The organism is Acidovorax sp. FG48, assembly GCF_057809085.1.
The window spans coordinates 23,061-48,395 of record NZ_JBMDJH010000006.1; the positions used below are offsets into that span (position 1 = coordinate 23,061).

Genomic DNA, 25,335 nt, shown 5'->3' on the forward strand with positions numbered 1-25,335 from the left:
GCTGTGGGGCGCCGCGCGTGGCGACGATGGGCTGGGGAAATTATCAATTTGCGTCCATGCATTGATAATCGCCGTCAAAGAACTGCACTTGTTCCCCATGCGCATCAATCAACCCCTGGACAGTCTCCCCGACATGGCGGTGTTTGCCCGCGTGGTGGACACGGGCAGCTTCTCGGCTGCTGCGCGGCAGCTGGGTATCACCCCGTCGGCGGTCAGCCGCCAGGTGGCCCGGCTGGAGGGGGCGCTGCGCGTGCGTCTGCTGGAGCGCACCACCCGCAAGCTGCGGCTGACCGACGCGGGCACGGCGGTCTACAGCCGTTGTCAGGACATGGTGTCTGCCGCCCGCGAGGTGTGGGCGCTGAGTGACACGCACTCTGCCGCGCCCTCCGGCATGGTGCGCATGAGCATGGCCAAGGCGGTGGGGCGCCAACTGGTGCACCCGCTGGTGCTGCCGTTTTTGCAGAAATACCCCCAGGTCGATGTGCAGCTGTTGATCACCGACCGCACGGTGGATCTGTTCGAGGAGCCCATCGACCTGGCCCTGCGCGTGACCGACACCCCGCCCCCGGGACTGGCAGGGCGGCCGCTGGCCACCTTGCGTCATTTGATTTGCGCCAGCCCGCGCTACCTGGCCGAGCGGGGCCACCCCCAGCACCCGCGCGACCTGGAGCAGCACGCCTGCATCACCCTGGGCGAAGACGAGCGCGACCGGCACTGGCGCTTTGAGCGGGCAGGCGAGACCGCAACGGTGGCTGTGCGCGGCCGCTATGTGGCCAACCACAGCGAGGTGCGGCTGGAAGCCGCGCTGAGCCACCTGGGCATTGCCAGCCTGCCGGGCTTTACCGCGCGCGCTGCGTTGGAGCGGGGTGACCTGGTGACCGTGTTGCCCGACTGGGAGCACAAGACCTCGTACGCGGGCACGGCCTGGGTGCTGTACCCGTCCCACCGCTTTCTGCCCGCCAAGCTGCGGGTGTGGATCGACCACCTGGTGGAAGGATTTGCAGGCGTGGAGTGAAGCGGGAGAGGGGCGCGAGGGCAGGGCGAGCCTGCGGTGGGCTCAACGGGGGTACACCCTCGACAGCTCATTTGGCCCGGGGCGGATCAACAAATGATGGCGCCTTCGGGCCAACAGCAAGGTACGCCACCCTGGCCGTTCTCTGGCACGCGGCGTTGCGCAAGCACCGCAGTTGCCATCTTTTGTGTAACCAAAGCCTGCAAATCAGGGTTTTCATCTTGTCATTTCGCATAATTATGAGAAATTACGCACATGGCGAGGCAATCGCCACTGTTGTCAGCTGATAGAGGGGCGTTGCATGCATTCGGGTTGCACCGTCCGCCAGCTGCTGACAGCCGATGCCTCGCGGGTTGGTGTCTTGGAGCCTTGTTTCACATGCGTCCTGTCCCGAATTCACTGCACGACGAAGTCGCCTCCCGGCTGCGGGAGCAGATTTTTGCGGGCACCTTGCCGCCCGGCAGCTTTCTGGACGAGGCCGCCCTGTGCGAGCGGCTGGAAATCTCGCGCACCCCCCTGCGCGAGGCGCTCAAGGTGCTGGTGGCCGAGGGGCTGCTGCGCCACGAGCCGCGCCGGGGTTGTTTTGTGGCCGAGGTCACCGAGAGCGATCTGGACGAAATCTTCCCGGTCATTGCGCTGCTGGAAGGCCGTGCCGCGCACGAGGCCACGCGCAAGGCCGTGGCAGCCGACATTGCCGCACTGGAGCTGCTGCACGAACGCCTGCAGCAATGCGCGGCCGACGGGCTGGTCACCGACTACTACGAAGCCAACTACGCCATCCACGAGGCCTTCATCACGCTGGCCGACAACCGCTGGTTGGCCCAGGTGATTGGCGACCTGCGCAAGATCCTGCGGCTGGCTCGCCACAAGTCTTTGCATGCCCCCGGGCGCATGCAGCAAAGCCTGGCGGAGCACCTGGCCGTGTTTGCTGCCCTCAAGGCCCGCGACTGCGATGCCGCCGAAGAAGCCATGCGCACCCATTTGTTGCGCCAGCGCGATGCGCTGCGCGACGTAGCCCGCAACCAGCAATCGAGGTTGACCCCATGATCAGCAGCACCCCCGAATGGATCGCCCGCAGCGTGTCACGCCTGCGCACCGCCGCACCCGCCGCCGACAAGGCGGGGGACAAGCTCGCCAAGGCCGCGCTCGACAAAACCGTGACCGACGTGGTCGCCAAGGTGGCGGTGCCGCGTTCCACCCACGAGCGCCTGCAAGCCACCCTGCGCCGCGGCCAGGAGGCGCTGTCGCCCCGGGCGCTGCGCCGCCTGCTGGCCGACCTGCAGGAGGTAGTGGCCCCGCAGGTGAGCGAGATCGAAGGTGGCCGCCGCGCCCAGGTGGTGGCCGAGTGGTATGCCAAGGCGGAGCCTGAAGAGCGGCGCGACATGTGGCTGCTGATGTGCGAGCAGTTTGCGCCCGACGCCACGCGCTTCAAGTCCGCCCGCCAGCGCTACGAGGCAGCAGCGGGCACGGCCGAAGAAGGACAGGCCGAGATCAGCCTGCGCCGCGCTTTGGTGTCGCCCCGCACGCGGCTGCTGCAGCGGTTTTCGGCGTTCCCTGAAGGCATGCGCTTTCTGGTGGACATGCGCGCAGAGATCCTGCCGCTGCTCAAGGCCGACAAGCGCCTGCTGCCGCTCGATGCCGAGCTGGAGCACTTGTTCTCGACCTGGTTCGATGTGGCGTTTCTGGAGCTGCGCCGCCTGTCGTGGGACTCGCCCGCCTCGCTGCTCGAAAAACTCATCAAGTACGAGGCCGTGCACGACATCCGCAGCTGGGCTGACCTGAAGAACCGGCTGGACAGCGACCGCCGCTGCTACGGCTTCTTCCACCCGCGCCTGCCCAACGAGCCGCTGATCTTCGTGGAGGTGGCGTTGCTGGACAAGATCTCGTCCAGCATCACGCCGCTCCTGGACGAGGCCGCTGCCCCTGTGGACATCACCCGCGCCACCACGGCCATCTTCTACTCCATCAGCAACACACAAACCGGCCTGCGCGGCGTGAGCTTTGGCGACTCGCTGATCAAGCATGTGGTGGAGACGCTCACGGCCGAGTTTCCGCGCCTGCGCACCTTTGCCACGCTGTCGCCCATCCCGGGTTTCCGCGCTTGGCTGGGCAAACACGCGGGTGCGATGCTGGACCGCCTGGACGATAAGCGCCGCAGCGAACTGGGCCGTGCAGTGGGCTTCGAGCCGCCGCAGGCCACGCATTTCCTCGGCGCGTTGGACAAGGCGCTGGAGCTGGACGCTAAATCCCCCGTGCGCCAGATGCTGCTGGAATGTGCCGCGTACTATCTGGGCCGCGAGCTGCAAGAAGGCAAGCCGGCAGACCCCGTGGCCCGCTTCCACCTGGGCAACGGCGCGCGGGTAGAGCGCCTGAACTGGGCGGGCGATCCGTCCAGCAAGGGGCAGAAACAATCGTACGGGCTCATGGTGAACTACCTGTACGACTTGAAGCGCATCGACAAGCACCGCAGCTTGCTTGCGCAGGGCAAAGTGCCAGTGTCGGGGGACATCGACAGCCTTTGCCGCGACTGACGGGGCGCCCGGCATGATGCCGGGTGAACCAGTGACAGCGTATTTTTACAACGACAGGAGACAAGGAATGACTGAATCGCGAATCCAACGCCGGGATGTGTTGCTCGGCGCAGCGGCGGCAGGTTTGGGCCTGGCCAGCGGCAGCAGCTGGGCCGACAGCAACTGGCCGACCAAGCCAGTGACAGTGGTGGTGCCTTTCCCCGCCGGTGGTGGCACCGATGCGTTTGCCCGGCCGCTGGCCGCGCAGTTTTCCAAAAGCACGGGCAAGACGCTGGTGATCGACAACCGGGGGGGCGCCGGTGGCACGCTGGGCGCCAGCATTGCCTCCAAGGCTGCGCCGGACGGCTACACCCTGTTCATGGGGGCGGTGCACCACGCCATTGCCCCGTCGATGTACCCCAAGCTCGATTACGACATCGAAAAAGACTTCATCCCGCTGGCGCTGCTGGCCAATGTGCCGCAGGTGGTGGTGGTCAACCCCAAGACGCCGTCGGCCAACTTCAAGCAGTTTCTGGACTACGTCAAGCGCAACCCCGCCAAGCTCAACTACGGCTCGGCGGGAGCCGGCACCTCGCACCACCTGGCGGGTGAGCTGTTCAAGCAGCAGACGGGCACCTTCATCACCCACATCCCGTACCGGGGGGCAGGCCCGGCGCTGCAGGACCTGATCGGCGGCAACGTGGACATGATGTTCGACGGCCTGGGCTCCTCGGCCAACCACATCAAGAGCGGCCGCATCAAGGCGCTGATGGTGTCGGGCCCCAAGCGCAACCCCGCGTTCCCGGACGTGCCCTGCGCCTCCGAAGTGGGCCTGCCCGACTACACCGTGACCACGTGGTACGGCCTGTGGGCGCCCAAAGGCACCCCGGCTGATGTACAGGCCCGCATCGTGGATGAAATCAAGCGCCTGGGCACGGCCGAAGAGCTCAAGGCCGTGTGGGCCAGCAACGGCGCGGACTACGGCGGCATGACGCAGCAGCAGTTTGGTGCGTTTGTGAGCAGCGAGGTCAAGCGCTGGGCGGCCGTGGTGAAGGCGTCTGGCGCCAAATTGGACTAACCCCCAAGACGGTGCAAACAAACCCGCCATGCCCGCTCGCTCCGCAAAAGCGCACACCGTCGTTGTTGCAAATGCTCGCCATAGCCGGTGCTATGGCTGCGCTTTGCGCCTAGACGCAGCACGCTTATGCGGCGCGCTCGGGCGCGCCGGGCTTATTCGCACCGTCTGCGCTTTGCGCCATCCCCCGAGGGGGACGCCACCCGTGGCCTGGCAAAGCCCGTTCCACGGTGGCGCGGCCAGTGGTGCATCGCGGGTGCGAAGGTCGTAGGCGGTATGTGAAGGAAATGGATACCAGGATGTCGGGTGAAGTGTTGATGAATGCCGGTGAGGGCGGAGTGGTGCATGTCACCCTGCGCCACACCGGGCGGCTGAACGCCATGTCGCGGCCCATGTGGCGGCAGTTGCGTGCGGTGTTTGAAGACGTGCAGCGCCGTGCCGATGCGCGCTGCGTGCTCATCGCGGGCGAGGGTGGGGCGTTTTGTGCGGGCGGAGACATTTCAGAGTATCCCGGCTTCCGTTTTGACGCGGCAGCGCTGCGCGACTTTCATGAGAACGACGTGTGGGGCGGGCTCAACGCCATGCTCCAGTGCGACGTACCCATCGTGGCCCAGATCAGCGGTGCCTGCATGGGCGCTGGCGTGGAGATTGCCAGCTGCTGCGACATCCGCGTGGCGGGCAGTGGCGCGCGCTTTGGCGCACCGATTGCCAAGCTGGGTTTTCCGATGGCCCCGCGCGAGGCGCAACTGGTGGCCGGTGCGGTGGGTGACGTGACTGCACGCCAGCTGCTGCTGGAGGCCGCCACCTTCAGCGCCCCCGACATGCTGGCCCGTGGCTTTCTGAGTCGCGTGGTGGCTGACGACATGGTGGCCACCGAAGCCCTGGGCAGTGCCCAGCGCATTGCCGCATTGGCACCCCAGGCCGCCCGCATGAACAAGCAGACGTTTCGGGCACTGAAAGCGCCTGTAGCGCTAGAAAATCATGCCCAGTCAGCTATCGAAAACATAGTTAATGGACCTGCCGACCCCTATGCCTACGCCGCCAGTGCCGAGCACCGCGAAGGGATCTCTGCCTTTCTGGACAAGCGCGCGCCGGTGTTCTGACCGGCGCCGTCGTCCCCGGCTTCTCCCATTCAGTCCGTCCCAAACTCTCAACCCAGCTACCCAGCCCATTGAAGTCTGAGCCATGAGCCAACACAACCTCTTCAGCGCCCTGCGCGCCGCGTTCCCGTCTGACCTGGACAGCACTGCCGTCGAGACCACGGCGGCCGACGGCACCCCGCTGTACTACACCTGGCGCGACCTGGACCGCGCCAGCGCCCGCATCGCCAACCTGCTCGCATCGCTCAAGCTGCCCGAAGGCAGCCGCGTGGCCGTGCAGGTCGAAAAGTCGGTCGAAGCCATGGCCCTGTACCTGGCCACGCTGCGCGCGGGTTACGTGTTCTTGCCGCTCAACACCGCCTACCAAAGCGCCGAGATCGAATACTTCATCGGCAACGCCGAGCCCGCCGTGGTGGTGTGCAGCCCCGGCAACTTCGGCTGGGTCAGCAAAATCGCCTTCACCCTGGGCACGCAGCATGTGTTCACCCTGGGCGACGACCGCACCGGCAGCCTGCTGGAGCGCGCCGCCCACCACGGCGACGAGCACCAGGCCGTGCCCCGCAGCGCCGACGATCTGGCTGCCATCCTCTACACCAGCGGCACCACCGGCCGCAGCAAGGGCGCCATGCTCACGCACGGCAACATGCTCAGCAACGCGGTCATGCTCAAGGACTACTGGGGCTGGACGGCTACCGGAGGGCCTGATGGCCGGGGCGACGTGCTCATCCACGCGCTGCCCATCTTCCACGTCCACGGCCTGTTCGTTGCCATCCACGGCGCGCTCATCAACGGCAGCAAGATGATCTGGATGGCCAAGTTCGACCCCAAGGCCGTCATCGCCGCCATGCCCCGCGCAACAGTGTTCATGGGCGTGCCCACGCTGTACGTGCGCATGCTGGCCGAGGCGGGGTTGAACAAAGAGGCCGTGAAGAACATGCGCCTGTTCATCGCAGGCTCTGCGCCGCTGCTCATCGAAACCTTCAAGGAATGGCAGCAACGCACCGGCCACACCATCCTGGAGCGCTACGGCATGAGCGAAACCATCATGCTCACCAGCAACCCCTACAGCGCCGACCAGCGCTACAACGGCCAGGACGAACGCCGTGGCGGCACTGTGGGCTTCCCCCTGCCGGGCGTGAGCCTGCGCGTGCAGGGCGATGATGGCAAAGACCTGCCCGTGGGCGAGATCGGCGGCATCCAGGTCAAGGGCCCCAACGTGTTCAAAGGCTACTGGCGCATGCCCGAGAAGACGGCGGAAGAGTTCACGAAAGACGGTTACTTCAAGACTGGCGACGTGGGCAAGGTGGACGAGCGCGGCTACGTCCACATCGTGGGCCGCAGCAAGGACCTGATCATCAGCGGCGGCTACAACGTCTACCCCGCAGAGATCGAGGGCTACATCAACGACATGCCCGGCGTGGCCGAAAGCGCGCTGGTGGGCGTGCCCCACCCCGACTTTGGCGAAGTGGGCGTGGCCGTGGTCATTGCCAAGCCCGGCGCCCAACTGGATGCCGATGCCATCGTGGCCCAGCTCAAGTCACAGCTGGCCAACTTCAAGATTCCGAAGAAATGCTTTGTAGTGGCGGAGCTGCCGCGCAACACTATGGGCAAGGTGCAGAAGAATCTGCTGCGGGATCAGTACAAGGGGTTGTTTGCCTGAGCAATTGCGCAGCGCAATGCGCACAAAGACAAAAAGGGGCAAGTTGCCCCTTTTTTGTTGGCCGATGCAGACGCCAACACGGGCGCTGCGTTTGCTCTGATTTTGATAGCTGAAGGCGCTTTTCAATCAAGCGTCATCAGCATATTTGGGTCTGCTTTAGCAGGAGGTGGTCGCTTCAGCGCAGCACCAGCACCGGAATGTGCGAATGCGTCAGCACATGCTGCGTTTCGCTGCCGAGCAGCAAACGCTTGAGGCCCTTGCGGCCATGCGAGGCCATCACGATCAGGTCGCACTTGTGCTTCTTGGCGGCCGCAATCACGGCTTCGGCCACCAGATCGGACTTGGCGACGACAGCCTTCACGGTCACACCTTGCGCGCCGCCCTGGGCTTTCACGCCGTCGACCATGGCCTGTGCGGCGTCGCCCCACTGGGCTTCGATGCGTTTGACGTCGTTCATGTCCACTGGCATGCCACCTTCAAAGTAGCTGCGGGGGTAACGGGGCACCACCTTGAGGGCGACCACGGTGGCGCCTGACAGGGCGGCCAGGGACAGGCCATGTTCCACCGCTTTGTCCGACAGAGGGGATCCGTCTGTAGCGATCAGGATGCGTTTGTACATAAAAAGGCTCCTCAAAGTGATGGAACAAGCTTAGGATGAATCATGTTCCGGGGCTTGATCCAGGTCAATGTAGTTGTCATGCCCCACAGTTAGGCTTGAACCATGTCCATGTTTCGACCCGGTGCGCCGGCTTCCTCTGCGGTGCATCCTTCTGACAGCGTGGCAGATCCGCTGCCGCCGCAGCGGGTAGAGCTGCTGGATGACCCCCAGGAATGGCTGGCGTTTGGCCGACCCTGCACCCCCGCAGGCAGCCCCCTGTCAAGTGGCGTTACCGACACTGCCGTGGCCGACGGCGCCGCCACCGCATGGGACTCCCATGTGGTGCTGGAGGGCATGCACTGCGCGGCCTGTGCCCTCACGATCGAAGACGCCCTGCGGGCCGTGCCCGGCGTGTTGCAAGCCGAGGTGAGCGCCGCTACGCGCCGGGCCCGCGTGGTGTGGCAGCCTGGCCGGGTATTGCCGTCGCAGTGGATGGATGCCGTGCGCCACGCGGGTTACCGTGCCATGCCCGCCATGGATGCGTTTGCGCGCGACCAGCGCCTGCGCGAGAGCCGCCGTGCGCTGTGGCGCTGGCTGGTGGCGGGCTTTTGCATGATGCAGGTGATGATGTATGCGTGGCCCGCCTACGTGGCACAGCCGGGCGACCTGTCGGGCGAGATGGAGCAGCTGTTGCGCTGGGCCTCCTGGGTCATCACGCTGCCCATGGTGGTGTTTTCTTGTGGCCCCTTTTTTACCAGCGCGCTGCGCGACATTCGCCTGCGCCGCGTCAGCATGGACCTGCCCGTGGCGTTGGGCATGGCCATCACGTTCGTGGTCAGCACGGCCGGCACTTTTGACCCTGCAGGCATCTTTGGCAAGGAGGTGTACTACGACTCCTTGACCATGTTCGTGTTCTTCCTGCTCACCGGCCGCTGGCTGGAGCTGCGCCTGCGGGATCGCACGGCGGGTGCGCTGGAGGCCGTGATGAACCGCCTGCCCGACAGTGTGGAGCGGCGCGCGGCGGATGGCAGCTTCACCCGCGTGGCCACGCGGCGCATTGTGGTGGGGGACACCATCCGTGTGCTGCCCGGCGAGGCGTTTCCCGCCGATGGACGCATCACGGCAGGCAACACCCACGCCGATGAGGCTTTGCTGACGGGCGAATCCACGCCCGTGGCGCGCCCGGTGGGCAGCAGCGTGACGGCGGGCAGCTACAACCTGCAGGCGCCGGTCGAGGTGCTGGTGGAAGGCACGGGCGGGCAGACCCGCTTTGCGCAAATCGTGGCGCTGATGGAAAGCGCGTCGCTGCAAAAGCCCCGGCTGGCGCAGCTGGCAGACCGCATTGCGAGGCCTTTTCTGGTGGCCGTTTTGCTGGCAGCGGCGCTGGCCGCCGCCTACTGGTGGCCGTCGGACCCCGGGCACGCGCTGATGGTGGCGGTGGCAGTGCTCATCGTCACCTGCCCGTGCGCGTTGTCGCTGGCCACCCCGGTGGCCATGCTCACGGCGGCAGGCACGCTGGCGCGCCACGGCGTGCTGGTGCGCAACCTTCAGGGGCTGGAGGCGCTGGCCCAGGTGGACACCATGGTGTTTGACAAGACCGGTACGCTGACCCGCGACGGCATGGCGCTGCAGGCGGTACACCCTGCGGCCGGTTGCAGTGCACAAGAGGCGCTGGACCTGGCGGCAGCGCTCGCGCGCCAGTCGATGCACCCGGCTTCGCGGGCGTTGGCTGCGGCGGCTTCTGCACAGCCGCTGCCGTTGGGGCGTTGGCAGGTGATGGGCCTGCAAGAGGATGCAGGGCAGGGGCTGACCGCTACGGTGGAGGACGCCACCGGGGCAGTGGCTGCTCGCACGATCCGCCTGGGCTCTGCCCGCCACGCGGGCGTTGCCAACGATGCTGGCGGTGCAGCGCTGCAAGTCGTGCTCTCTGAACAAGCGGCAGATGGATCCCTTAACGAGTTGGCCCGCTTCGACCTGGTGGAGGATCTGCGAGCCGAGGCGTCGGCCGTGCTGCAGGCCTTGCAGCAGGACGGCGTGGCCGTGCAATTGCTGTCGGGCGACCGCCGGGGCGCGGTGCAACGGGTGGCCACGCAGGCGGGCATTGCCCATGCCCAGGGCGAGTGCACTCCGCAGGGCAAGCTGGCAGCGCTGCAGGCACTGCAGTCGCAGGGGCACCACGTAGCCATGGTGGGCGACGGCCTTAATGATGGCCCGGTGCTTGCGGGGGCCCATGTCTCTTTTGCTTTTGGCCGTGCCGTGCCGCTGGCGCAGTCCCGGGCGGACTTTGTGGTGTTGGGCGACAGCCTGGCGCTGGTGCCGCAAACCGTGATGCTGGCCCGCCGCACCCTGCGCGTGGTGCGGCAGAACCTGTGGTGGGCCGCCGCCTACAACGCGCTGTGTGTGCCGCTGGCGGTGCTGGGATGGATGCCTGCCTGGCTGGCCGGGCTGGGCATGGCGCTGAGTTCGCTGCTGGTGGTGCTTAACGCAGCGCGCCTGGCGCGCGACCTGCCTTCCTTGCCAGGCTCGCACAGCGCGCCGTTGCCAACAGCCGCTTTGCCTGCGCGCCCCGACCCCACGGCCGGCGGCATGTCGCAGCCATCCCTTGATCTTTCGAAGACCCCACTGGAGCCTGTCTGATGGACATCCTTTATTTGTTGATTCCTCTGTCCGTGATGCTGGTGCTCCTGATTCTGGGAGGCCTGTGGTGGGCGGTGTACCACGGGCAGTTCGAGAGCGTCGAACAAGAGGGGGAGCGCATTCTCCGAGACGGTTGACTTGTGTCAATGCCCGATAGCCGCGACTGCAACAAACTCTTACTGCAATACAAAGAGGTGCCCGATGGATTTTCCAAAAACAAATGCTGCGCACTACAACGATACGGTAGTGCGGCAGTTCTCTATCCTGGCCGTGGTGGTGGGGGTGGTCGGCATGCTGGTGGGCGTCATCATCGCCGCCCAGTTGGCCTGGCCAGAACTCAACTTTGGCATTCCGTGGCTGAGTTATGGCCGCTTGCGACCTTTGCACACCAATGCGGTGATCTTTGGTTTTGGCGGTAGCGCGCTGTTTGCTACCAGCTACTACGTGGTGCAGCGCACCTGCCAGGTCCGGCTTTTTGCGGGTCCTCTGGCCGCATTCACCTTCTGGGGCTGGGTGCTGGTCATTGCGGCTGCGGTGGTCAGCCTGCCCATGGGCTACACCCAGGGCAAGGAATACGCTGAACTCGAATGGCCCATCGACATCCTGATCACGCTGGTCTGGGTGTCCTATGCCATCGTGTTCTTCGGCACCATTGGAACCCGCAAGGTCAAGCACATCTATGTGGCCAACTGGTTCTTTGGTGCGTTCATCCTGGCTGTGGCGCTGCTGCACCTGGTGAACAGCGCAGCCATCCCTGCGGGCATGATGAAGAGCTACTCGGCCTACGCCGGTGTGCAGGACGCCATGGTGCAATGGTGGTACGGCCACAATGCCGTGGGCTTCTTCCTGACCGCTGGCTTCCTGGGCATGATGTACTACTTCATCCCCAAGCAGGCGGGCCGTCCGGTGTACTCGTATCGCCTGTCGATTGTGCACTTCTGGGCGCTGATCTTCACCTACATGTGGGCCGGCCCACACCACCTGCACTACACCGCGCTGCCTGACTGGACGCAATCGGTAGGCATGGTGTTCTCGCTCATCCTGCTGGCTCCCAGCTGGGGCGGCATGATCAACGGCATCATGACCCTGTCGGGTGCATGGCACAAGCTGCGTGACGATCCCATCCTGCGCTTCCTGATCGTGTCGCTGTCGTTCTACGGCATGTCCACGTTCGAGGGCCCGATGATGTCCATCAAGACCGTCAACGCCCTGAGCCATTACACCGACTGGACCATCGGCCACGTGCACTCCGGCGCCCTGGGCTGGGTGGGCCTGATATCGATGGGTTCGCTGTACTACCTGGTGCCCCGTCTGTTCGGCAAGGACAAGATGCACTCCGTCAAGGCGATCGAGTTGCACTTCTGGATGGCCACCATCGGCATCGTGCTGTACATCGCCGCCATGTGGATTGCCGGCGTGATGCAAGGCCTGATGTGGCGCGCGGTCAACCCCGACGGCACGCTCACCTACACCTTCGTGGAAAGCGTGAAGGCGACCTATCCCTTCTACGTGATCCGCGTGGCCGGTGGTCTGCTGTACCTGGGCGGCATGCTGGTCATGGCCTGGAACGTGTGGCTGACTGCCATCTCGGGCCGTTCGGTCAAGGTGGCCATTCCTGCAGTGAACACGGCCCACGCCTGAGTCCGAAGGAGATCATTCATGTCTAACAACAACACATCTGCTTCGACCGGTTTCACCCATGAAAAGGTGGAGACCAACAACTTTCTGATGATCGTGCTGATCCTGATCGTGATCGCCATTGGCGGTCTGGTCGAGATCGTGCCCCTCTTCTTCCAGAAGTCCACGACCGAGGCGGTCAAGGGTGTCGAGCCATACAACGCCCTGCAGCTGGCAGGCCGCGACATCTACATCCGCGAGGGTTGCTACAACTGCCACTCGCAGATGATCCGCCCCTTCCGCGCCGAGACCCTGCGCTACGGCCACTACTCGGTGGCGGGCGAATTTGTGTATGACCACCCCTTCCAGTGGGGTAGCAAGCGCACGGGTCCCGACCTGCACCGCGTGGGTGGCAAGTACAGCGACGAATGGCATCGCATCCACCTGAACAACCCCCGCGATGTGGTGCCCGAGTCCAACATGCCCGCATACCCCTGGCTTGAAAAGAACCAGGTGGACCCAGCAGTGATGGCGCCCCGCATGAAGGCCCTGCGCACCGTGGGCGTGCCTTACACCGACGAGCAGATCACGGCTGCGGCGGGCGAGGTCAAGGGCAAGACGGAGCAGGATGCGCTCATCGCCTACCTGCAAGTCATGGGCCGTGCGCTCAAGTAAGCAAAGGAGATATCCCATGGACATCACCACCATGCGCATCGTCGCCACCCTGGCATCGATGGCCTGCTTCATTGGCATCTGGGTCTGGGCCTACCGAGGCCGCAACAAGGCCCGGTTCGACGAGGCAGCCCAGCTGCCTTTCGAGACAGATTGACCTTCACCAGAACGAGAACACCCCATGAGTGACTTCACCAGCAATTTCTGGTCGGTCTTTGTGACCACGCTGACCCTGGTCGGCATCATCGCCTGCGGCATCCTGCTTTGGATGGCGGGCCGCAAGAAGGTGGTGGCCACCTCCGACAATACAACTGGCCACGTCTGGGATGAGGACCTGGTCGAGATGAACAACCCCCTGCCGCGCTGGTGGGTGTGGCTGTTCGTCATCACCATCGTCTTTGGCCTGGGCTACCTGGCCGCCTATCCAGGTCTGGGCAGCTTCACCGGCAAGCTCAACTGGACGCAGAAGGGCGAGTACGAAGCCGAAATGGCCAAGGCCAAGACGGAGCTGGAGCCGCTGTACGCACGCTTTGCCTCCATGAAGCCTGAAGACGTTGCCGCAGACCCCCAGGCCCATGCCATTGGCGAGCGTTTGTTCATGAACAACTGCGCACAGTGCCACGGCTCGGATGCGCGCGGCAGCAAGGGCTTTCCGAACCTGACGGACAACGACTGGCTGCACGGCGGCACGCCCGAGAAGATCCGCGAGACGCTGGAGAAGGGCCGCATCGGCAACATGCCTCCCATGGCAGCCGCAGTGGGCTCCCCGGAAGACGTGCGTAACCTGTCGCACTACGTGCTGAGTCTGTCGGGCAGCCCCCATGACTCGCTGCGCGCATCGCTGGGCAAGGCCAAGTTTGCCGCCTGCGCAGCCTGCCACGGCATGGACGGCAAGGGCAACCAGGCGCTGGGCGCGCCTAACCTGACCGATGACATCTGGCTGCATGGCTGGGGCGAGGCCGCCATCACCGCCATGATCAACAACGGCAAGGTCAACCAGATGCCTGCACAGGCTGAAAAGTTGACCGAGGCGCAGATCGGCGTACTCTCTGCCTATGTGTGGGGCCTGTCGAACAAGCAGGTGGCTGCACGCTGACCTGGCTGCCGGGCGGTGCGTGAGACGCACGGCCCGGGTTTCCATTTGAAGGCACCCCTCTTACGCCTTATCTCCGTTCACAAAGCGACACCATGAGCACACCCAGCGAGCCGGCTCGCAAGGTCATCCCGATTACGCCAGTCGCGGCAGATGCGTCTTCTGCGGGCGAGATCATCTCGCTGTACGAAGCGCAAAAGAAGATCTACCCGCGCTCCATCAGCGGCCTGTTTGCGCGCTGGCGCTGGGGCATGGTGTTTCTCACACAGCTGGTGTTTTACGGGTTGCCGTGGTTTGAGTGGGGCCAGCGCCAGATGGTGCTGTTTGACCTGGGGGCTCGCAGGTTCTACATCTTTGGCCTGGTGCTGTATCCGCAGGATTTCATCTACCTCACCGGCCTTCTGATCATTTCGGCGTTGTCGCTGTTCCTGTTCACCGCAGTGGCCGGGCGTCTGTGGTGTGGCTTTGCGTGCCCGCAGACGGTGTACACCGAAATGTTCATGTGGATCGAGCACAAGATCGAAGGCGATCGCAGTGCCCGGCTCCGCCTGGACAACGGCCCCTGGACGTTCGAGAAGATCCGCAAGAAGTTTTTCAAGCAAGTGGTGTGGATCGCGGTGGCCCTGTGGACCGGGTTTACTTTTGTGGGGTACTTCGTCCCCATTCGAGAGCTGGGCAGCGAGCTGCTGGCGTTCCAGGGCAGCTGGCAGATTTTCTGGGTGCTGTTCTACGGTTTTGCCACCTATGGCAATGCGGGCTTCATGCGCGAGCAGGTCTGCAAGTACATGTGCCCTTATGCGCGCTTTCAAAGCGCGATGTTTGATAAAGATACGCTGATCGTTACCTACGACCCTGAACGTGGCGAGCAGCGTGGTCCGCGCAAGAAGAACATCGACTACAAAGCCCAGGGGCTGGGCGATTGCATTGACTGCTCGCTGTGTGTGCAGGTCTGTCCCGTGGGCATCGACATCCGCAAGGGCTTGCAGTACGAATGCATCGGCTGTGGCCTGTGTGTGGACGCCTGCAACACCGTGATGGACAAGATGCAGTACCCGCGTGGGCTCATCCGCTATTCGACCCAGAACGGCGTGGCCAAGCACTGGACCCAGTCGCAGATGTTGCGCCGCGTGCTGCGCCCCCGCGTGCTGATCTACAGCGCTGTGCTGGTCACCCTTTGCGTGGCCATGTTGGCCAGCCTGGTGGTGCGCACGCCGCTGAAGGTGGATGTGGTGCGGGACCGCGCTGCGCTCTCGCGCATCGTGGCAGGTGGCAAGCTGGAGAACATTTACCGGCTGCAGATCATGAATGCCACCGAGGGCGAGCAGCGTTATCGCATCAGTGCGCGGGGCCTGGAGGGGCTCGAAGTGGCTTCCGAGGCTGAAGTGGACATTGGCGCGGCAGAGTCTCGCTGGGTGGCCGTGCGGTTGCAGATTCCTTATGGTTCCGCCACGCCCGGATCGCACGCCGTTCAGTTTGATGTGCAGGCCGTAGGAGCAGCGGCCCATGTCACGGAGAAATCCGTGTTCCTTGTACCGCGCTGAGCGGTATTCCGGTGGGGCCCTTCAGGGCCGCACTTTGACCGATATTGTTGAGGAGTAAAGCACCATGTCTTCAAACCCTGCCATTGCAACCCCGGCGGCAACCGTACCCTGGTGGAAGTTTGGCCATGTGTGGCTGGTGATTGCCGGGCCTCTGATCGTGATCGTGGCGGGCTTTGTGACGCTGTGGCTGGCGATTTCGCGGCCCGACCCCGTGGTGGCGGAGGACTACTACCGCCAAGGCATCGAAATCAACAAGGCACTGGTGGCGCCGGAAAAGAGTCTGGCGCCGGCCCTCAAGGCCCGCAACCATGCGGCCACCCCTGTGCAAGACCAACCACGCTGAAACCCCAGGGTCGCACACCCTGGCGACCCCGGCAGCACCAGGAGACAGAACCTATATGTGGACGCAACGCCTGATGTGGATTGCATGGCCCGCCTTTTTGATGGCGGGTGTGCTGGAGATGCTGGTTTTTGCCATGGTGGACCCCCAGGACCTGCACTGGTTCGGGCAGCCTCTGGCGCTGTCGAGGCAGGGGGTGTACACCCTCGCATTTTTTGTGTTCTGGGCCATCACCATGGCCACCAGCGCATTGACCACGCTACTGTCCATGTCCCCGTTTGAGGTCAACCGCTGTCCCGTGCCCGACGGGGAGCGCCCTGACGATTGCCGCAAGACATCGTCGTCTTGCTCCTGAGCCTTTTTCGCCGGTTCATGCGGACATGCGCTGCATGCCGTTTTAAAAGGGACCGGCGGACTTTGGTACGGCCCCGACTCTCAGCCGACGAGGGGCCGTAATCAGTGGCAGGTCTGCTGGCTGTTCACAATGCGTCGCAGGGCATCGGTGTCGAGGATGCGCACATGGCGCTGTTTGACTTCCACGATGCCTTCTTCCACAAACTTGGAGAAGGTGCGGCTCACTGTTTCAAGTTTGAGGCCCAGGTAGCTTCCGATCTCTTCGCGCGTCATGCGCAGCACCAGTTCTGATTGCGAGAAACCCCGTGCATGCAGGCGCTGCACCAGGTTGAGCAAGAAGGCCGCCAGGCGCTCCTCGGCACGCATGCTGCCCAGCAGCAGCATCACACCATGTTCGCGCACGATCTCGCGGCTCATGATCTTGTGCACGTGGTGCTGCAGGGCCGTGACTTCGCGGGAGAGTTCTTCGATGCGGTCGAAAGGCATGACGCAGACCTCGGCATCTTCCAGGGCCACTGCGTCACAGGTGTGGTGGTCATTCACGATGCCGTCCAGCCCGATGATCTCGCCCGCCATCTGGAAGCCCGTGACCTGGTCGCGACCGTCTTCGGTGGCTACACAGGTCTTGAAAAAACCGGTGCGGATGGCATACAGGGACGTGAAGGACTCGCCATTGCGAAACAGCGTGCCGCCGCGCTTGACCTTGCGGCGGACAGCAACGACCTCGTCAATGCGCTGCAGTTGCTCTTCGTTCAAGCCCACGGGCATGCACAGCTCGCGAAGGTTGCAGTTGGAGCAGGCGACTTTGATGGTGAGCGGGTTCATAGACACATGGGCTTGGGTTAGCGGTCAAGCATATCGCGCTTGCCGTACACGAACCTGAATACAGAGCGCGGGCAAGCGGCTGACCTTCATCAAATTGTCGCTGTATCGCTTGCGGGTTCACTTGATGCAGGTCAAGGACATGTCCCAGAGCCTACGGCACAGTCAAGGTGTACGCAAGGAAATTTCCCCATGACTGCTGTTTCGCCAGACCTTCTGCGCCGCTTTGACGTGCCAGGGCCCCGCTATACATCCTATCCAACGGCCGACCGTTTCGTGGAGGCGTTTGGTCAGGAAGACTATGTGCTGGCGCTGCAACAGCGCCGCTCGGGCACGCTGGCCAAGGCCATGCCGCTGTCCCTGTACGTGCACATCCCGTTTTGCGAATCCCTGTGTTACTACTGCGCCTGCAACAAGATCATCACCAAGCACCATGACCGCGCCGAGGTCTACTTGCGCTACCTGAGCCGCGAGATCGACCTGCACACCGCGCACTGTGGCGTAGGACAGGTGGTGAGTCAACTGCACCTGGGGGGAGGCACACCCACCTTCCTCTCCGATTCGGGCCTGAGAGAGCTGATGGCCATGCTCAAGCGCAGCTTCACGCTCGCGCCTGGGGGGGAATACTCGATCGAGGTGGACCCCCGCACCGTTAATGCAGAGCGTCTTGCACTGTTGGCTGAGCTGGGTTTTAACCGGCTGAGTTTTGGCGTACAGGACTTTGATGCCGAAGTGCAGAAGGCTGTGCACCGCATCCAGCCTGCCGAGCAGGTGTTTGCGCTGGTCGAATCTGCGCGTTCGTTGGGCTTTGACTCGGTGAATGTGGATTTGATCTACGGCCTGCCGCGCCAGACGCCCGAGTCTTTTGACCGCACGCTGGCCCAGGTGGCACAACTGCGGCCTGACCGCATCGCGCTGTATGCCTACGCGCACCTGCCAGAGCGTTTCAAGCCACAGCGCCGCATCATCTCTGCGGAGTTGCCCACGGGCGCGAGCAAGCTTTCCATGTTGTCGCGCTCGCTCGATGCCTTCATGGATGCTGGATACGTGTACGTGGGCATGGACCACTTTGCGCTGCCCACCGACGCCCTGGCCGTGGCCAAGCGCCAGGGGCGCCTGCACCGCAACTTCCAGGGCTATAGCACGCAGCCGGACTGCGATTTGATCGGCTTGGGCGTATCGGCCATTGGCCGTGTGGGGGCAACCTACAGCCAGAACTCCAAGACGCTGGATGAGTACTACGACTTCCTGGACCAAGGGCGGTTGCCCGTAGTGCGCGGGTTGGCGCTCACGCGCGACGACCTGGTACGCCGTGCGGCCATCATGGCCCTGATGTGCCAAGGGGAACTGCTGTTCGAGCCGATGGAGCAGGCGTGGCTGATCGACTTCCGTCAGTATTTCGCGGCGGAGTTGGCCCAATTGGAGGGCATGCAGGAGCAAGGGCTGGTGCGCGTTGGGCCTGAGGGCATTGAAGTGACCGCGACCGGTTGGTTCTTCGTGCGGGGCATCGCCATGGTTTTTGACCGCTATCTGCAGGCAGACCGCAACCGCGCCCGGTTTTCGCGCATCATCTGATACCTATGCTTGCCACGGTCGGCTGGACTGCTTTGCTCATGGGACTCGCTGGCGGGTCCCACTGCCTGGCCATGTGCTCCGCGCCTTGCGGAGCACTCGTGGGGCAGGGCGGCGCGCCACCGGCGGAGGACAGTGCTGAGCAGGTGGTGCGCTGGGCGCCGCGTGGCGGTGCGCTCCAGCGTACCGTGGCCTTTCATTTGGGGCGCCTGGTGGGATATGCCAGTGCCGGTGCATTGGCGGCCTTGGCCATGGACAGTCTGGCATGGCTGACCCAGCAGACCACCGCGTTGCGTCCCGCCTGGACGCTGATGCACGTGGCAGTCATGGCCTGGGGGCTCATGATGATGGTGCAGTCCCGGCAGCCTGCCTGGGTGGAGCAGGCGGGCCGCTCCGTATGGGCGCGTGTTCGACCGCTGGTCGGGGCGCCAGGCGGCGTGATGGCGGCCGGGGTTCTGTGGGCCCTGATGCCTTGCGGGTTGCTCTACTCGGCCCTGTTGGTCGCGGCGCTCAGTGGAGGGGCGCTGGAGGGGGCCCTGACCATGGCCCTGTTTGCCGTGGGCAGCGGGGTCTGGCTGGTGGGTGGCCCCTGGGCTTGGAGCAGCCTTCGCAACCGCCTGAATCTCGCACGGGCTCAGTGGGGCACGAGGGCCGCAGGCGCCATGCTGTGCGCGGTCGCTGCCTGGGCGTTGTGGATGGATCTCATTTACAAGCCATCGCTCTGGTGCCGCTGAGCGGGCGGCGCTGATTTGTCCTGTCACCGCCAATCGCCCGCTGGTTCCAAGCGGGGCGATGCCTCAGCCCAAGGTATTGCGGTGCTCCAGTCAGGCCCGATTTCTGCCAAGTGTTGCCGGATCGCCGCGCGGTCTGCCGGTTCTTCGCCACGTCACTGGAACTGGTGATAATCTGCGTAACTATTGGTGGCATTGATGTCGCCATGTATCGTGCGCCTGACGTGAACTCATCCATCCTCATCGACATCAGCCAATTGCGTGTCGGCATGTACATCCAGCTCGACGTGGGCTGGATGCACCATCCGTTCCCGACCAGCAGTTTCCGGGTGGCGTCGTCGGAACAGATCGCCACCTTGCGCGAGCTGGGGTTGACCGAGGTACGTTACGTCCCCAAAAAGAGCGATCCAGAACTGCAGGAGCTGGTGCCTGCTGCCTGGAGCGTGCCCGAGATGACAGCCCCACCGCCCAACGGCCTGGATGCGCCCGGGCCTGGGACGGCCACTGTCGTAGACCCCGAGGCACAGCGTCGCCGTGAGCTGCTGGAAGCACAAAACCGGGCCTTGGCCGCCTGCAATCAGCGTTTCTCAGAAGCCACCCGTCAGTACCAGTCCATGGAGCGCACGGTTTCCGAGCACCCGGACCAGGCCAGGGCCAAGGGCGAGGCGCTGGTCTCTGGATGCGTGACCGAACTGCTGGAAAACGGCGACTCCGTCATCCGGCTGCTGTCCGAGGGCGTGGGCGAGCGCAACGGATTGCATCCGATCAATGTGATGGTGATTTCGTTGCTGCTGGGGCGGTCCCTGGGCATGAAGAGCGAGGAACTGCACGATCTGGGTGTGGCCGCATTGATCCACGACATTGGCAAGCTCAAGCTGCCGCCCAATCTGCGCCAGCCCACCCCTTCCATGATCCCCATGGAGCGGACACGCTACGAGACCCACGTGGCGGAATCCGTTGCCCTGGCCAAACGCATGGGGTTTGCCGATGCAGTGCTCACGGCCGTGGCGCGGCACCACGAAATGTGTGACGGCAGTGGTTTTCCCCAGCGCCTGAAGGGGCCCGATCTGGGGCGCATGAGCCAGGTCCTGGCGCTGGTCAACCAGTACGACCGCATGTGCAACCCGGCCATGGGAGTAACGGCGCTGACGCCCCACGAGGCGCTCTCCGTCATCTTTGCCCAGCTCAAGGCCCGTTTTGATTCGGTGGTCCTGGGGGCTTTCATTCGCATGATGGGGGTCTACCCGCCCGGCTCCATCGTGCAATTGGTCAATGACCGGTATGCCATCGTGGCCTCGGTCAACTCGTCGCGGCCGTTGCGGCCCAAGGTCATCGTGCACGACCCACGGGTGCCCAAGGAAGAGGCGCCGATCCTGGATCTGGAAACTGTCCCTGAACTGGGCATACGGCGCAGCCTCAAGCCCGCACAACTGCCGCGTGACGCGCTGGACTACCTGTCTCCCCGGCAGCGGATCTGTTACTTTTTTGAGCGAGCGGTCAGTCCCGGCCCTGACGAGGCTGCGGCGTGAACGATCTCCAATCGCTCGGGTGGCTGGATGGCCTGCAGGAGGCCGTGTGGCTCCTGGATGAGGCCAGCCAACACATCCTGCAAGCCAACGCATGCGCCGCGCGCCTCACCGGGTTGTCTGCCGCCGCCATGCGAGGGCGGTCTGTGCTGGACTTGGCCAGCACGCCCCAGGAGCTGGCGTTCTGGTCGGAGCCAGTCGATGTGATTGCGCAGGGCGTGACTGCCCATACCAGTTTGCTGCGTGCTGATGGCAGCTTGGTGCCGGTGCAACGTTGTGTCCGGCGTGTGCCTTGGGGGGAGGGTGGTAGTACGGTGCTGCTGCTGACCATGCTGGACCGCAGCCTCCAGGAGACCACTGAGCGTGAACTGGAGACACTGTTGTCCGAGCTGCGTGCCACGCTGGATTCTGCCGCTGATGGCATGCTGGTGTGTGGACTGGATCGCCGTGTGCGCGCATTCAACCAGCGTCTGGCCCAGCTGTGGAACCTGCCGCGCCAGTTGCTGGTGGAGCGCGACGATGCGGCGGTGTACGCCTTCATGGCGGACCAGGTGTCGGACCCCCGCTTCTATGCCGAGCGCCTGGCAGCCATCGACCGCGAACCCATGCAGGAGAGCACCGACATTGTCGAGCTGCGCAACGGCGTGGTGCTGGAGATGCGCACGGTGCCGCAGTTCAGTCAGGGCCGCGCAGTGGGGCGTGTGTATTCGTTCCGGGACATCACCCGGCAGACCGAGACGCAGGCCAGCCTTCGTTTGGCCGCGCGCGTGTTTGAGTCCAGCCTGGATGCGATCTTCATCGCCGACAGCCAGCACCGCATCATGCGGATGAACCCCGGGTGTGAGCGGCTGGTCGGTCCCACGGCCAAGGGTTTTGAAGGCTGTGTGGCGGCCTCGCTGTTTGGAGGAGGCTCGGATGCCTCCTTCATGGAGCAGGTGCTGCAGGGCTGGGCCAAGGATGGCTTCTGGGAGGGCGAGTTGTGGCTGCCCCGTGACAACGGCGCTTACTGCGCGGTGCAGCTGTCGTGGGTGGCCTTGCGCGATGATGAAGGGCGGCTGGTGCAGAGCATCGGCTTCATGCGCGACCTGACACTGCAGCACGCCGCGCAAAAACGCATTGAAGAGCTGGCCTACAGCGACGCACTGACGGGTCTTCCCAACCGCCTGCTGCTCTCGCAGCGCGTGGATACCGCCATCCAAGGGGCGCGCCAGAGCGACACCGGCTTCGCGATCCTGTTCCTGGACATGGACCGCTTCAAGATCATCAATGACTCCCTGGGGCACCCTTTTGGAGACCGGGTGCTGCAGTTGGTGGCTGAACGCCTGCAGACCTGCTTGCGGCAAACCGACATGCTGTGCCGTCTCGGCGGGGATGAATTTGTCATCTACCTGCATGGGGGTGATGCATCGGTGGCCGAAAGTGTGGCGCGCCGGATTCTGGACGACATGCTCAAGCCCTTCATGCTCGACAGCATGGGCTTCTCGATCCAGTGCAGTATCGGCATTGCGCTGTACCCGCAGGATGGCGCTACGTTGGACGACCTGATCAAGCAGTCCGACACCGCGATGTACCGGGTCAAGGAGCGTGGGCGCGGCAGCTACGGCTTTTACCAGCCGCAGATGAACGCCAACCTGCTCGCGCGCATGCAGATGGAGCATGCGATGCGCCAGGCGCTGGGTCTGCAGCGCATGGCCGTGCACTACCAGCCCCAGGTCAATATGGCGACCGGGCGCATCACCGGGGCCGAGGCGCTGCTGCGCTGGACGGACCCCGAGTTTGGCGCGGTATCCCCTGCGGTGTTCATTCCGCTGGCGGAAGAATCGGGCTACATCGTGACCTTGGGCGCCTGGGTGATGGAGCAGGCGGTGCGCGAGGCCGCACTCTGGATGCACAGCGGCTCGCCGATCATGATTTCCGTGAACGTATCAGCGCTGGAGTTTCGTCAGCCCGACTTTGTGGACCGCATCACGCGCCTGCTGGCGGTGCACCAGCTGCCCCCCACCTTGCTGGAACTGGAGCTGACAGAAACCATCCTGCTGCAGGACGCACAGGAGATGGAGCAGCGTCTGCGCGTTTTGGCGGACCTGGGCATTGGTCTGGCGATCGACGATTTCGGCACCGGCTACTCGAGCCTGGCCTATTTGAAAAAACTCCCCATCCACAAGCTCAAGATCGACCAGTCTTTTGTGCGTGGCCTGCCCGACGACGATGGCGACCGGGCCATTGTCAGCGCCATCATCAGCATGGGCCGTGCCATGCACATCGAAGTGGTGGCTGAAGGGGTGGAGACTGAAACCCAGCAGGCGGTGCTGCAGCAGATGCAGTGCGAGCACTACCAGGGCTTTTTGTGCGCGCCCGGGCTGCCGGCCGACCAGTTCCGTGCTCTGCTGAGCAAGCACTTGCCGCTCAAGGCCCAGGGGCGCCACCGGCCTTTGAACACCTGACACCGAGCGCTCAGATGTTGCAACGCGGCGGACTGCAAAGAGTCCGCCTCTGTGTCGGCCTCAGGCGGCCGAAACGCCTTTCCACAGCATGTAAGCCGCCAGGCCAAACAGCAGCGACGCAAACACGCGCTTGAGTTGCTTGACGGGCAGGTTGTGGGCTGCTTTGGCGCCTAGCGGGGCCGTCAGCACGCTGCAGCTCGCAATCACGCCCAGTGCTGGCAGCCAGATGTAGCCCAGGGAGGCTGGAGGCAAGCCGCTCACGTTCTGTCCGCCAATGGCGTAGCCGATCACGTTGGCGAGTGCGATGGGGAACCCCAGCGCGGCGCTGGTGGCCACTGCGTTGTGGATGGGCACATTGCACCAGGTCATGAAGGGCACGCTGACAAAGCCGCCGCCCGCGCCGACCAGGCCCGACAGAAATCCGATCACGCCGCCCGCCGCCACTTGGCCCGCGCCACCCGGCATCTGGCGTGTGGGCGCAGGCTTCTTGTCCAGAAACATCTGCGTGGCCGAGAAGCTCACAAACAGTGCGAAGAAGATTGCCAGAAACGAGCCCTTGAGCAGCGCAAACACACCCAGGCTGGCGATGAACCCGCCCAGCACGATGCCAGGCGCCAGGTGCGTGACGATGTCCCACCGCACTGCACCGCGCCGGTGGTGGGCGCGCACGCTGGAGATGGAGGTGAACATGATGGTGGCCATGGAGGTGGCAATTGCCATCTTCACCGCCAAGTCGGGCGACACCTGACGCGTGCCCAGGATGTAGGTCAGGAACGGCACCAGCAGCATGCCCCCGCCGATGCCCAGGAGTCCCGCCAGAAAGCCTGTGGCCAGGCCGAGCACACCGAGTTCAACAATCAGCAGGGGATCGAGCATGGCGGGATGTCAGTCAAGAAAGAACAACAGAGCACGCGGGGAGCCGCGAGAAAATGCCCTGTCAAGGACGCAGCAGCTTGTGCTTGCAATGACAGGGCATGGGGAAGAGGGTGTCTGCGAATGCCACCGAACTCTCATCCTGAACCGGGGGTTCAGGTGGGCGAGGGCAGCCTGGCGTTGGGTTCATCTGACGCGAGATGATCACGCTCACCGGACGATGTACCAAGCCCGAGCTCAATGAGCATTGGTTCAAGGAAATATAAAGCCCGACAGCTTCGCAGACCCGTCCATTGTAGGTGCTGCCAGCGGGCGCTGTGCGCTCGGGGGCATGTAAAGCCCGCAAGCGGCTGTGACGAACGGGTGGGAGGACGGGTGTATCTCAGCACACCCACAGCACGCAGGGGCTAGAGCAAGCGCCCGTCATCGCCCAAAGCGTCGTCCAGGCGCTGAACCAGGCTTTGCAGGCGCTGCTGGTCGGTATCTGGCAACAGGCTTTCCTGGTGTCCCGCCATGGGGGCGCCGGGGCTGGGGCTTGCGGGCGGCGTGGCCACTGGGTGGGTTGCGGCCGCAAGGTCTGCCGCTTCGCGGTCGGCGATCTCGAAAGCCAGGTTCAGGGCCGCCAGCACGGCGATGCGCTCGCGTGCCCGGACCTTGCCTGCATCGCGGATGCGCGTCATGGCGGTGTCCACGCGTTCCACGGCGTCGAGCAGGCGGCTTTCGTGGCCCTCGGGGCAGGACAGCAGATAGCTTTGCTGAAGGATCTGCACCTCGATTTGCTTCATTCGGCTTCTTTCGTGAGCGGCGCGGCAGCGGGCAGGCGTTCGAGCAGGGCATCCACCCGCGCGCGTGCGGCGCTCAAGCGGGACTTGAGCGAATCGCGCTCCTGCGTCAGTGCCGCAACTTGATCAGCCAACAGGGCATTGGTGCGCTGCAACTCTGCATGTCGCAGCAGCAGGCGTTCCACGCGCTCGGCTATCTGGTCGGTGGGGGACGGTATTGCCATACAGCCTCGGATTGTAGGCTGTGTGGCACCGAGCGGACCCTGGCCCCGGTCTGCGGTGGTGTGCCACACGCAACACAGAACAGATCACAGTGCATCACTGGCCGCGCGGGTGCCCTGATGGGTTGTTTGCCTGTTCTGCCGCAAAAAGGACG

24 protein-coding genes are annotated in these 25,335 nt (G+C 64.1%); 19 read left to right on the forward strand and 5 right to left on the reverse strand.

All coding sequences use genetic code 11. From position 1 onward, the window contains the following. Window positions 1–97 precede the first annotated feature (97 nt). From ACODSU_RS10520 to ACODSU_RS10545, 6 genes are all read left to right on the forward strand, one after another. Window positions 98–1,015: a LysR family transcriptional regulator gene (locus tag ACODSU_RS10520; RefSeq protein WP_488842210.1), complete on the forward strand. Its 918-nt coding sequence runs from the start codon at window positions 98–100 to the stop codon at window positions 1,013–1,015. A gap of 375 nt (window positions 1,016–1,390) precedes the next feature. Continuing rightward, window positions 1,391–2,059 (forward strand): GntR family transcriptional regulator, encoded by a 669-nt coding sequence (locus tag ACODSU_RS10525; protein ID WP_110961114.1) that lies wholly within the window; start codon window positions 1,391–1,393, stop codon window positions 2,057–2,059. Then, window positions 2,056–3,543 carry a malonyl-CoA decarboxylase gene (locus tag ACODSU_RS10530; RefSeq protein WP_015014819.1) on the forward strand — a complete coding sequence of 496 codons (1,488 nt, stop codon included), beginning with the start codon at window positions 2,056–2,058 and terminating at the stop codon, window positions 3,541–3,543. Before ACODSU_RS10525 ends, ACODSU_RS10530 begins: the two co-directional genes overlap by 4 nt. Window positions 3,544–3,610: 67 nt before the next feature. Further along, window positions 3,611–4,600: a Bug family tripartite tricarboxylate transporter substrate binding protein gene (locus tag ACODSU_RS10535; protein ID WP_291446163.1), complete on the forward strand. Its 990-nt coding sequence runs from the start codon at window positions 3,611–3,613 to the stop codon at window positions 4,598–4,600. A 296-nt stretch (window positions 4,601–4,896) separates the two neighbouring features. Then, a complete protein-coding gene (locus ACODSU_RS10540; protein WP_488842436.1) occupies window positions 4,897–5,700 on the forward strand; it encodes an enoyl-CoA hydratase/isomerase family protein in 804 nt (267 codons plus the stop codon). An 82-nt stretch (window positions 5,701–5,782) separates the two neighbouring features. After that, a complete protein-coding gene (locus tag ACODSU_RS10545) occupies window positions 5,783–7,357 on the forward strand; it encodes a malonate--CoA ligase (RefSeq protein WP_488842213.1) in 1,575 nt (524 codons plus the stop codon). Window positions 7,358–7,532: 175 nt separating this feature from the next. Here ACODSU_RS10545 and ACODSU_RS10550 read toward each other — a convergent pair whose 3' ends face one another. Beyond that, window positions 7,533–7,976 (reverse strand): universal stress protein, encoded by a 444-nt coding sequence (locus tag ACODSU_RS10550; protein ID WP_015014815.1) that lies wholly within the window; start codon window positions 7,974–7,976, stop codon window positions 7,533–7,535. Between the two features lie 108 nt (window positions 7,977–8,084). On the opposite strand from ACODSU_RS10550, the gene ACODSU_RS10555 reads away from it, so the two are divergent. The 9 genes from ACODSU_RS10555 to ACODSU_RS10595 all read left to right on the forward strand — a co-directional run bounded on the left by ACODSU_RS10555 (window position 8,085) and on the right by ACODSU_RS10595 (window position 16,210). Further along, window positions 8,085–10,592 (forward strand): heavy metal translocating P-type ATPase, encoded by a 2,508-nt coding sequence (locus ACODSU_RS10555; protein ID WP_488842437.1) that lies wholly within the window; start codon window positions 8,085–8,087, stop codon window positions 10,590–10,592. Further along, the gene (gene ccoS / locus ACODSU_RS10560; RefSeq protein WP_010460651.1) at window positions 10,592–10,729 is read left to right on the forward strand and encodes a cbb3-type cytochrome oxidase assembly protein CcoS; all 138 of its coding nucleotides are present in this window, start codon (window positions 10,592–10,594) and stop codon (window positions 10,727–10,729) included. The genes ACODSU_RS10555 and ccoS overlap by 1 nt, the downstream gene beginning before the upstream one ends. Before the next feature lie 64 nt (window positions 10,730–10,793). After that, window positions 10,794–12,233, forward strand: a complete 1,440-nt coding sequence (gene ccoN, locus ACODSU_RS10565) for a cytochrome-c oxidase, cbb3-type subunit I (RefSeq protein WP_110961118.1) — start codon at window positions 10,794–10,796, stop codon at window positions 12,231–12,233. An 18-nt stretch (window positions 12,234–12,251) separates the two neighbouring features. Beyond that, complete coding sequence (gene ccoO / locus ACODSU_RS10570) at window positions 12,252–12,884, forward strand: cytochrome-c oxidase, cbb3-type subunit II (RefSeq protein WP_060987389.1); 633 nt, start codon at window positions 12,252–12,254, stop codon at window positions 12,882–12,884. 16 nt (window positions 12,885–12,900) lie between these two features. Beyond that, complete coding sequence (locus ACODSU_RS10575; RefSeq protein WP_015014811.1) at window positions 12,901–13,038, forward strand: CcoQ/FixQ family Cbb3-type cytochrome c oxidase assembly chaperone; 138 nt, start codon at window positions 12,901–12,903, stop codon at window positions 13,036–13,038. A 24-nt stretch (window positions 13,039–13,062) separates the two neighbouring features. Continuing rightward, on the forward strand, window positions 13,063–13,977 hold the full coding sequence (ccoP, locus tag ACODSU_RS10580; protein ID WP_015014810.1) for a cytochrome-c oxidase, cbb3-type subunit III: 915 nt from the start codon (window positions 13,063–13,065) through the stop codon (window positions 13,975–13,977). A 92-nt stretch (window positions 13,978–14,069) separates the two neighbouring features. Beyond that, complete coding sequence (gene ccoG / locus ACODSU_RS10585; protein ID WP_015014809.1) at window positions 14,070–15,515, forward strand: cytochrome c oxidase accessory protein CcoG; 1,446 nt, start codon at window positions 14,070–14,072, stop codon at window positions 15,513–15,515. Window positions 15,516–15,579: 64 nt separating this feature from the next. Then, window positions 15,580–15,858, forward strand: a complete 279-nt coding sequence (locus ACODSU_RS10590) for a FixH family protein (protein WP_488842216.1) — start codon at window positions 15,580–15,582, stop codon at window positions 15,856–15,858. Window positions 15,859–15,913: 55 nt separating this feature from the next. Continuing rightward, window positions 15,914–16,210, forward strand: a complete 297-nt coding sequence (locus ACODSU_RS10595) for a hypothetical protein (RefSeq protein ID WP_015014807.1) — start codon at window positions 15,914–15,916, stop codon at window positions 16,208–16,210. A gap of 101 nt (window positions 16,211–16,311) precedes the next feature. On the opposite strand, the gene fnr is transcribed toward ACODSU_RS10595, so the two are convergent. Then, window positions 16,312–17,034, reverse strand: a complete 723-nt coding sequence (gene fnr, locus ACODSU_RS10600; RefSeq protein ID WP_015014806.1) for a fumarate/nitrate reduction transcriptional regulator Fnr — start codon at window positions 17,032–17,034, stop codon at window positions 16,312–16,314. Window positions 17,035–17,223: 189 nt separating this feature from the next. Between fnr and hemN the strand changes: the two genes are divergently transcribed. From hemN to ACODSU_RS10620, 4 genes are all read left to right on the forward strand, one after another. Next, window positions 17,224–18,606: an oxygen-independent coproporphyrinogen III oxidase gene (hemN, locus tag ACODSU_RS10605; RefSeq protein ID WP_291446150.1), complete on the forward strand. Its 1,383-nt coding sequence runs from the start codon at window positions 17,224–17,226 to the stop codon at window positions 18,604–18,606. A 5-nt stretch (window positions 18,607–18,611) separates the two neighbouring features. Further along, window positions 18,612–19,337 (forward strand): sulfite exporter TauE/SafE family protein, encoded by a 726-nt coding sequence (locus ACODSU_RS10610; protein ID WP_488842218.1) that lies wholly within the window; start codon window positions 18,612–18,614, stop codon window positions 19,335–19,337. 203 nt (window positions 19,338–19,540) lie between these two features. Further along, window positions 19,541–20,863, forward strand: a complete 1,323-nt coding sequence (locus tag ACODSU_RS10615) for a cyclic di-GMP phosphodiesterase (protein WP_110961123.1) — start codon at window positions 19,541–19,543, stop codon at window positions 20,861–20,863. Beyond that, window positions 20,860–23,304, forward strand: coding sequence for an EAL domain-containing protein (locus tag ACODSU_RS10620; protein WP_488842220.1), 2,445 nt, complete (start codon window positions 20,860–20,862; stop codon window positions 23,302–23,304). The genes ACODSU_RS10615 and ACODSU_RS10620 overlap by 4 nt, the downstream gene beginning before the upstream one ends. Window positions 23,305–23,364: 60 nt before the next feature. Here the strand turns inward: ACODSU_RS10620 and ACODSU_RS10625 are convergent, their stop codons facing one another. The 3 genes from ACODSU_RS10625 to ACODSU_RS10635 form a co-directional block, all read right to left on the reverse strand. Beyond that, a complete protein-coding gene (locus tag ACODSU_RS10625) occupies window positions 23,365–24,180 on the reverse strand; it encodes a sulfite exporter TauE/SafE family protein (protein WP_488842222.1) in 816 nt (271 codons plus the stop codon). Window positions 24,181–24,584: 404 nt separating this feature from the next. Then, a complete protein-coding gene (locus ACODSU_RS10630; RefSeq protein ID WP_488842224.1) occupies window positions 24,585–24,962 on the reverse strand; it encodes a cell division protein ZapA in 378 nt (125 codons plus the stop codon). After that, window positions 24,959–25,183 (reverse strand): hypothetical protein, encoded by a 225-nt coding sequence (locus tag ACODSU_RS10635; protein WP_015014799.1) that lies wholly within the window; start codon window positions 25,181–25,183, stop codon window positions 24,959–24,961. Before ACODSU_RS10635 ends, ACODSU_RS10630 begins: the two co-directional genes overlap by 4 nt. Window positions 25,184–25,335: the final 152 nt, after the last annotated feature.